Raw genomic sequence first — 5,333 nt, forward strand, 5'->3', positions numbered from 1 at the left:
GCCACGCCCGAGCCGACCGACGCGTCGGTCAGCGCCCCGGCCGCGTCGGCGGCCGCGTCGCGCTTGCCCCAGCGGCCCAGCCGGTACCCGGCCGCGCCGGGCACCACCGCGCCCGCGACCGCCGCCGTGCTCTTGCGCGCCTCCACCACCGACTTGTCGAGCTGCGCCTCGCCCTTCTCACGCGCCCCCACCGCCGAGTAGCCGACGGCGGAGAACAGGTGCTGGAACGGCTTGCGGTAGATGAACGCCGCGAACGTCACCAGCGCGATCAGCAGGATCTGGAGGCCCCACGGCAGCGTCTCGCCGAGGATCAGCCCGTACGCCCACAGCAGCAGCGACAGCACGCCGATCAGCGCCGCCTGCTTGAGCAGCATCGACAGCAGCAGCTCCAGCCAGCGGACGGCGATCACCCGTCCGATGCCCGGATGGATGCCGATGCCGAGGAAGATCGGCCCCGCCACGAGCAGCAGCAGGAACGCGATCTTCACCACGATCAGCGCGATCGCGATCACCATGATCAGCAGCCCCGCGACCAGCGCCGCGAACAGCCCGCCGAACGCCACGGCCAGCCGGTTCGTCCAGTTCTTGCCCTGGAACAGCGGATAGACGCCGGGATGCTGGTCCTTGATGCTCTTGGACACGTCCTTGTAGGCGTCGGACTTCTGCCCGAGATCGACCTTCTGCCCGCCGTAGGTCTCCGGCAGGTCCACCGCCTGCGCCCACAGCAGCTTGTCGGCGTTGTCCTTGACGACCTTGGCGTTCGGGTCGGTCGTGCCGAACTCGCCCTGCAACCAGGGCTTGCAGACCAGCGCCACCCACAGCCCGTTCGCGTTGCGGGTCGTCGCGTCCAGGTTCGGCGAGGACGCCGGGTCCTGCCTGCCCTCCGGCGGCGGCACGCACGTCCCGCCCTTGGTGTCGCTCTGCGGCAGCGCCGCGTTGAACGCGGCGCTCGTCGCCTCCGACACCTTCGTCCCGAGCGTGGTGAAGTCCGCGGGCCGCGCGACCAGCCAGATCAGCGCCACCATCGCCGCGACCATCCAGATCACGCCCTCGGTGACCTTGCTGGCCCGCCGCCGGACCAGCCCCCACCAGGCCAGCCACATCGCGCCGAGGATGACCACCCACGACCAGTACCGGGCGTTGAACGTCTTGCCCATGCCGCTGATGACGCCGTCGACGGTGTCCTTCAGCCAGCTCAGCAGCGACTCCGACGCGGCCGCCTGGTACACGCTGATCGTCGTCCGGTCGATCGCCCGGACGAGCGTGAACGTCGTGTTGGCGAGGGCGTTGCCCATCATCGCCATCGCGTCCGAGCAGCCCATGTCGACCGCGTACCACGTCTGCCCCGCGGTGCCGTACCGGTCGTAGTACGTCAGCCGGTCGACCGGGGTCTTCTGCAGCTTGGCGTTCGGATAGTCGGGCGGCTTGATGAGCCCGTCCGTACCGGACCCGTACTGCTCCGGGGCAGGACTGTCCGCCGGACGGCAGGCGTCGCTCGGACTCGGCAGCGGGATCGACGCCGCGGCGGGCGACACGGGGCTCACCAGGAACAGCGCCATGATGACCAGCAGCAGCACCGACCGCCTGGTGCGGGGCCGGCGGGTGCGGCGGGGGGACCGGCGGGGCCGGTCGAGGCACGTGCGGTCCAGCCCTTCGCCGGGCGAGCGCTGCAGGCGCGCCATCGGACGGCGGGGACCCCTCATCTGCTGACCTCCTCGACCTCGGCCCCCGCCGCGGTGAGCTCGGACTGGCCCGGATGGGACCGGGTCGGGTTGGTGTCGAGCCAGCGTTGCAGTTCCTCGGAGATCAGGTCGACGCCGATGCGCCCCGCCCGGCCGTCGAGGTCGCGGAAGATGCACTCGCCGTTGCCGAGGTTGCGCAGCACCGCCTTGTGTTCGTCGGACGCCTCCACCCCGAGGAGCGACATGACGTTGCCCACCTCGACGCGTTCGGTCGAGCGGAAGGAGAACACCGACGACAGGCAGTTGGTCACCTGTTCATTCAAGAGGTCTCCGGCGTTCTGCGAGACCAGGATCAACGCAGTGTTGCGAGAACGGCCCATACGCGACACTTCCGGCACCAGCTTGGCGCCTTCCGGCGTCGATGTGATGGCCCACGCCTCGTCCAGGAAGATGGCCTTCGGCAGCCGCCGGTCGAGCCCGTGCATGAGCCGCCGCGCGAACTGCGACACCAGGTACATCAGCGCGACCGACAGGCGCTGCTCGTAGGAGTAGTCCTCCCGGTTGATGGCCACGTCCGGGAGCGTGAGGCCGCCGAGGGTGAACACGGTCGTCCAGCCGTCGCTGTCGATCCGCTCCCCGCCGGACGGGTCGAAGCACAGCCGCGCGAGCCGCATCTCCGACATCGAGCGGAGCACCGCGCCGAGGTTCTTGGACGCGGGGTCGGCGGCGCTCTCCAGGTAGTCGACGACCCGTCCGAGCGAGGGCCGCTCGGCGTTGGCGACGGCGCCCACCGCCTGGATCATCGCGGACTCGCGCTCCTCCGACATCCGCGGCAGCAGCAGCCGCAGCGTCTCGGTCGCCATCGTCTTCTTCGCCGCGAGGTCGTCGCCGAACGAGAACGGGTCGAGCAGGCCCGGCGCGGCCGAGCCGAGCGGCAGGATCCGCGCCTTGCGGCCCCGCGCCCGCAGCAGCTGCACCAGGGACTCGGCGTCGCCCTTCGGGTCGATCGCGGCGACCGTGACGCCGCGCAGCGCCATCTGGTAGATCAGCAGCAGCGCGAGGGTGGTCTTGCCGCCGCCGGGCTCACCGGTGATCGCCACGGCCGTCGGGCGGTTCCGCGCCGCCGCGACGAGCGGGTCGAAGTGGACGATGGAGCGGGCCCGGCCGAGTGTCTCGCCGATGTACGGGCCGATCCAGCCCTCGCCGTTCTCGTCCGGACGGTCGCCGAGGTCGACGGTGGCGACGGGCATCCCGCCCGCGATGGTCCGCAGCGGCTGGCGCTGCGCGTAGGCGTTCAGCCGGATCCGGTCACCGGGCAGCGACTCCAGGAACAGCGAGAACTGGTCCCCGGTCGAGTTGACGACGTCGATGCCGATGTCGCGGTAGTGCTCCACGACCGCGTCCACCCGCTGCGCGAGCAGCTCCTCCGTCGGCGCCGACACGATGAGCCGGTGCCAGCCGTACACGAACGGCAGCCGCTCCTTGGTGATGCCGTGCTCCAGCATCCGCGCCGCGTCGATCTGCTCGGCGAGCGCGATCGGCGCCTCCGCGCCGGCCTCCCGGATGTGCTGGTCCATGTCCCGGGCGTGCGCCAGCTTCCGCGAGACGTCCTTGGACGCCTTCGCGGGCGGGATCAGCTTCATCCGCGCGCTGATCTCCACGGGGAACGGCAGCGCGTCCGCGTAGTGGAACCAGGGCTCGCCGTCCGGGAACGGCATCATGTCGGGGAACCGCGCGAACGACAGGTACGCCACGTAGGACGCCGCCGTGGCGCCCCCGCCCGCCCCGGTGTAGTTCGGCTGCTCGACCCGCAGGTACGAGCGCCCGTTGTGGATGGCGCCCTCGACGAGCGACTCGATCTCGCCCTTGCCCCACGTCCGGCGCGGCACCGCGGACGGCGGCGGATCGGCCAGCGAGCCCGTCACCGCGTGCTGGAACAGCCACGCCACCTCGGTCGAGGTGGCGTGCCGCGCGTAGAGGGCCGACCCCCCTAGGGCGCGCCCGATCCGCTCGGCCTGCTCCGTCCAGCGGCCGATCTCCCTCTTGTCGATCGCGTCGTCGTTCACCCCGAGGACGTTCTCGCTGCGCTTGTAGAACCCGAGGAGCTGCGACATCACCCCTCCGGACAGGTGCGCGCCCATCCCCCGCGGCCCGAGCCGGACCCCGAGGTACACCTCCTTCGTCCAGAAGTCCTTGGCCCACACGTGGGCGTAGGTCTCCTCCAGGTACTCCCGCCACCCGGACCCGCCGTCGGACGTCCGGTCGAGCGCCAGCGCCCACTCCGCCGCCGGATACGTCCGGTGCGCGATCCTCAGGTGCACCTCGGCGTCCTGCATCCGGATGCCCGCGAGCGCGATCGTGATGTTCGTGGCGAGCGCCTCGCGCTCCTCACCGGTGGTGAACTCGTACGACACCGTCGGCAGCCGGAAGTAGGCCCACGCGGCGTTGTCGGTGAGCAGCACCCGGTCGTCGAAGTACCGGACCGCGAGCCGGCTGGACTTGCTCATGCCGTCCTCCCGACTCCCGTTCCGATCACTGATTCTCCCGACGCGCGACGTGGGGTGAAGGGCTGCCCGGGAGACTCTTCTGCGTCCGGACGGTCATGAACGTCAGGCCCGCCGGCCAGGCACGCCCGCGCCCCGGTCGGGTCCGCTCGATGCCCGCGAGGGGCGCTCATCGGGTGGCCTCCTGCTCCTGCTGAAGCTCCTGGTAACGCTCGGGCACGACGGTGAACCCGCCGGCGACCACGCCGGCGAGGGCAAGATAGGCACGCCGCGTCGGCGCGCGCAACGACTTGAGCTCGTTGCGGGGCGCCCGGTCCATGCTCAGGTGATCATCCCACGGGATGCGGACGAGGGCCCGGCAGCGGCCCCGCGCCACGGCCTCGGCCTGCTCGACGTCGTCCATGCTGCGGCGGCTCACCCCGTTGATCACCGTCACGGCCCGCGACCTCAGCTCCTCGTACCCGTGCCCGTCCAGCCACTCGAACGTCATCGCCACCGCGCGCGGCGCGTCCGCGCTCGCCGGCGCGACCAGCACGATCTGGTCCGCGTACGGCAGCACCCGCGCGACGACCGCAGCGGCCGCGTCCAGCAGCGTCACCGAGTAGAACTTGTCGATCGTCCGGATGGCGACCGCGTAGTCGCGGTCGTCGAGCGCCTGGAGCGGGTTCTTGCCCGCGGCGATGACGTCGAGGCCCGACTTGGCCTGCGACGTGTACCGGCGCATCGCGGTGAGGCTGCCCACCTGGTCGGCGCGCGTGATGAGCCCGGTCAGCGTCTCGTTGGTCTCGCTGCGCGTCCGCCGCGCCAGCGCGCCCGGCCCCGGGTTCACGTCGATCGCGACGACCGGCTCCCCGTTGTGCTGGGAGAACGTATGCCCCAGCATCAGCGCGGTCACGGTCTGCCCCGCCCCGCCCGTGCACCCGAGCACGACGATGTGCCGCGTCCCGTGGAACGGCTGCTGCAACCGCATCTGGTACTCGGCGTCCACCTCGCCGTGCCCGCCGCCGACGGCCTGGATGAGCCGCCGCAGCCCGCCGGTGGTGACCTCGTGCTCGGGATCCGGCGGCGTGATCGGCGTCGTGCTGGTGTCGCTGCTGGTCTGCCTGATCCCGACGACGATCGGGGCGCTGCTGTCGGCGATCGGCAT

General features: G+C 71.4%; 3 protein-coding genes. All 3 read right to left on the minus strand.

Annotation, left to right across the window (positions count from 1 at the left end; genetic code table 11):
* Nucleotides 1–1,703, minus strand: a 1,703-nt coding sequence (locus E1300_RS47350; RefSeq protein WP_131763804.1) for a type IV secretion system protein, incomplete at its 3' end; no start/stop codon positions are given.
* Complete coding sequence (locus E1300_RS47355; RefSeq protein WP_131763805.1) at nucleotides 1,700–4,189, minus strand: ATP-binding protein; 2,490 nt, start codon at nucleotides 4,187–4,189, stop codon at nucleotides 1,700–1,702. The genes E1300_RS47355 and E1300_RS47350, both read right to left, overlap by 4 nt.
* 166 nt (nucleotides 4,190–4,355) lie before the next feature.
* Nucleotides 4,356–5,333: MinD/ParA family ATP-binding protein (locus tag E1300_RS47360; protein WP_370786175.1), on the minus strand; the 978-nt coding region annotated here is incomplete at its 5' end.

It is taken from the genome of Actinomadura fibrosa (genome assembly GCF_900659615.1).
GTDB lineage: Bacteria > Actinomycetota > Actinomycetes > Streptosporangiales > Streptosporangiaceae > Spirillospora > Spirillospora fibrosa.